We start from the raw sequence: 2,463 nt of genomic DNA, 5'->3' as shown, positions 1-2,463 counted from the left end.
CCGTAACGGCGGCCAGCTCGGCAGCGGCCAGCGGATGGAACAGGACGGGCTGGAAGCGCTGATGGGCAAAGCAGACGCGCAAAAGCTCTGGCAGCTGGGTGAAGATGCCAAGGATCTGGTGAAATCCCTGATTGCCCGGCACAATATCGATTGCCATCTGACCCCCGGCATTGCCCATGCCTGTTTCTCCAAAGGCGAGGCAGCCCATGAACACGCCTATGCCGAACATCTGCAAAGCCGTTACGGCTACGATCAGATCCAGCCCCTGGATGAGGCTGGTTTGCACGCCATCTGCCCCTCACCCGCCTATCAGGGCGGATCGCTGGACATGGGTGCCGCCCATTTGCACCCGCTGAACTATGCCCTGGGCCTGGCCCGGGCAGCTGCGAACGCCGGGGCGCAGATATTTGAGCGAAGCGAGGTGCTGGACATCCAGGAAGGCGCGCAAGTCCGTGTGCAGACTGCAGGCGGAACCGTGTCAGCCGGCCATTTGATCCTGGCCTGCAACGGCTATCTGGGCGGGCTGAACCATCAGGTCGCGTCGCGAGTGATGCCGATCAACAACTTCATCGTGGCAACTGAACCGCTGGGCGAAGACGCCGCCCGGGTACTTGCCCGTGACGTCGCGGTGGCAGACAGCAAGTTTGTGGTCAACTACTTCCGCCTCAGCCATGACAAGCGGCTGCTGTTCGGCGGCGGCGAAAGCTATGGCTACCGCTTTCCCGCCGATATCGAGGCCACAGTGCGCAAACCGATGCAGCAGATTTTCCCGCACACCAAGGACGTCCGGGTCGACTATGCCTGGGGCGGCACATTGGGCATCACCATGAAGCGGATGCCCTATCTGGCGCGGCTGGCGCCCAATGTGCTGACGGCCTCCGGCTATTCCGGCCATGGTGTCGGCACCGCCACCCATGCAGGCCAGTTGATGGCGCAGGCGATACAGGGACAGGCGGAAGGGTTCGACACCCTGGCCCGCGTCCCCGCCCCGCGTTTCCCGGGCGGGCCGCGGATGCGCTCGCCGCTCTTGGTGCTGGCAATGACTTGGTTTGCCTTGCGCGACCGGCTGGGGGTCTGACCCCAGGCCGGTTTCCGCGCAACTCCGCAACATTTCTGTGAAATCCCGCCTGCGCCGGCATTTTCCGCCGCGTCGCCTCTTGGCATTTCCGGCATCTAGATTTACATTTTCTGAAGCAACAATTCAGGATTTTGAAATATGGCTCTGCCGCCCAACGTTCATGACGCTGAACCCATTCCCGCAGCCGCCCTTGAGGCAATCGAGGCCCTGATGCAGTCGGGCGACCTGTTCCGCTACACCGCGCCGGAAAACGCTCCGGTCACGCTGCTGGAACAGGAATATGCGGACCTTTTGGGCAGCAAATATGCGCTGGCAGTCTCCTCCTGCTCCGCCGCCTTGTTCCTGTCATTGAAAGCGCTTGGCCTGCCGCGCGACGCGCGCGTGCTGATCCCCGCTTTCACCTTTGCCGCCGTGCCGTCATCGGTGGTTCATGCCGACTGCGTGCCAGTACTGTGTGAAGTCGGCGACAACTACCGTATCGACATGGCAGATTTTGAGGCCAGGCTGGACAGCGTGCAGGCGGTCATCATCAGCCACATGCGCGGCCATACCTCTGATATGGATGCGATCATGGCGCTGTGCGATGCCCGCGGCATCCCGGTGGTTGAAGACGCCGCCCATTCGCTTGGCACCACCTGGAACGGCCGGAATATCGGCACCATCGGTAAGGCCGGCTGCTTCTCCTTCCAGTCCTACAAGATGGTCAACGCCGGCGAGGGCGGTATCCTGATCACCGACGACGCCGATCTGATTGCCCGCGCCGTGATCATGTCCGGCGCATACGAGCATAACTGGAAAAAGCACAAAGGCCCGCATGGGGAAAACACCCCGGATCTGGAGCAGGCCTTTGCCAAGTGGCAGAACCAGCTGCCGCTTTATAACCTGCGGATGAGCAACCTGTCCGCCGCGGTGATCCGCCCGCAGCTGCCGGAACTGGCGCGCCGGGTGCGCGACGGGCTGGCCAACCATGACTATGTGGCCGAACGCCTCAATGCCTCCCCTTTCTTCGACGTGCCCGCACCGCTGGCCCCTGAACGCCGCGCGCCGGATTCGATCCAGTTCAACCTTGCAGGCCTCAGCGAGGCACAGACCCGTGCCTTTGCTGCTGCTGCAGGATCCAAAGGCGTCAAGGTGCAGGTCTTCGGTCTTTCCACCGACAACGCCCGCGCCTTCTGGAACTGGCAATTCCTGGGCGACCAGCCCGACCTGCCCCAAACCCGCTCCATGCTGATGAAGGCCTGCGACGTGCGCCTGCCAGTGCGTCTGACCCGTGCAGAACTGGATGTGGTTACAGACATCCTGCTGGCTGCGGCGGAGGAAAGCATGGGCAGGGCCGCGGCCTGAACACCACAGTTGATTGAACAAGGTACAGCCCCGGCCACGCG

Annotated in this window: 2 protein-coding genes; both read left to right on the top strand. The window is 62.7% G+C overall.

Annotation, left to right across the window (positions count from 1 at the left end):
• Positions 1 to 1,078, top strand: a 1,078-nt coding sequence (locus A2I95_RS31560; protein WP_291736177.1) for an FAD-binding oxidoreductase, incomplete at its 5' end; no start/stop codon positions are given.
• A 138-nt stretch (positions 1,079 to 1,216) separates the two neighbouring features.
• Positions 1,217 to 2,422 (top strand): aminotransferase class I/II-fold pyridoxal phosphate-dependent enzyme, encoded by a 1,206-nt coding sequence (locus A2I95_RS31555; RefSeq protein ID WP_291736174.1) that lies wholly within the window; start codon positions 1,217 to 1,219, stop codon positions 2,420 to 2,422.
• Positions 2,423 to 2,463 lie beyond the last annotated feature (41 nt).

The sequence above is a fragment of the Leisingera sp. F5 genome, assembly GCF_001593695.1.
The sequence above is the reverse complement of the archived record's forward strand: the minus strand, read 5'-3'. Positions and strand labels throughout refer to the sequence as shown.

What these genes read in the sequence shown, in the direction of transcription:
- A2I95_RS31555 (WP_291736174.1), top strand. Translation starts at nt 1,217, where the DNA reads ATGGCTCTGCCGCCCAACGTTCATGACGCTGAACCCATTCCCGCAGCC.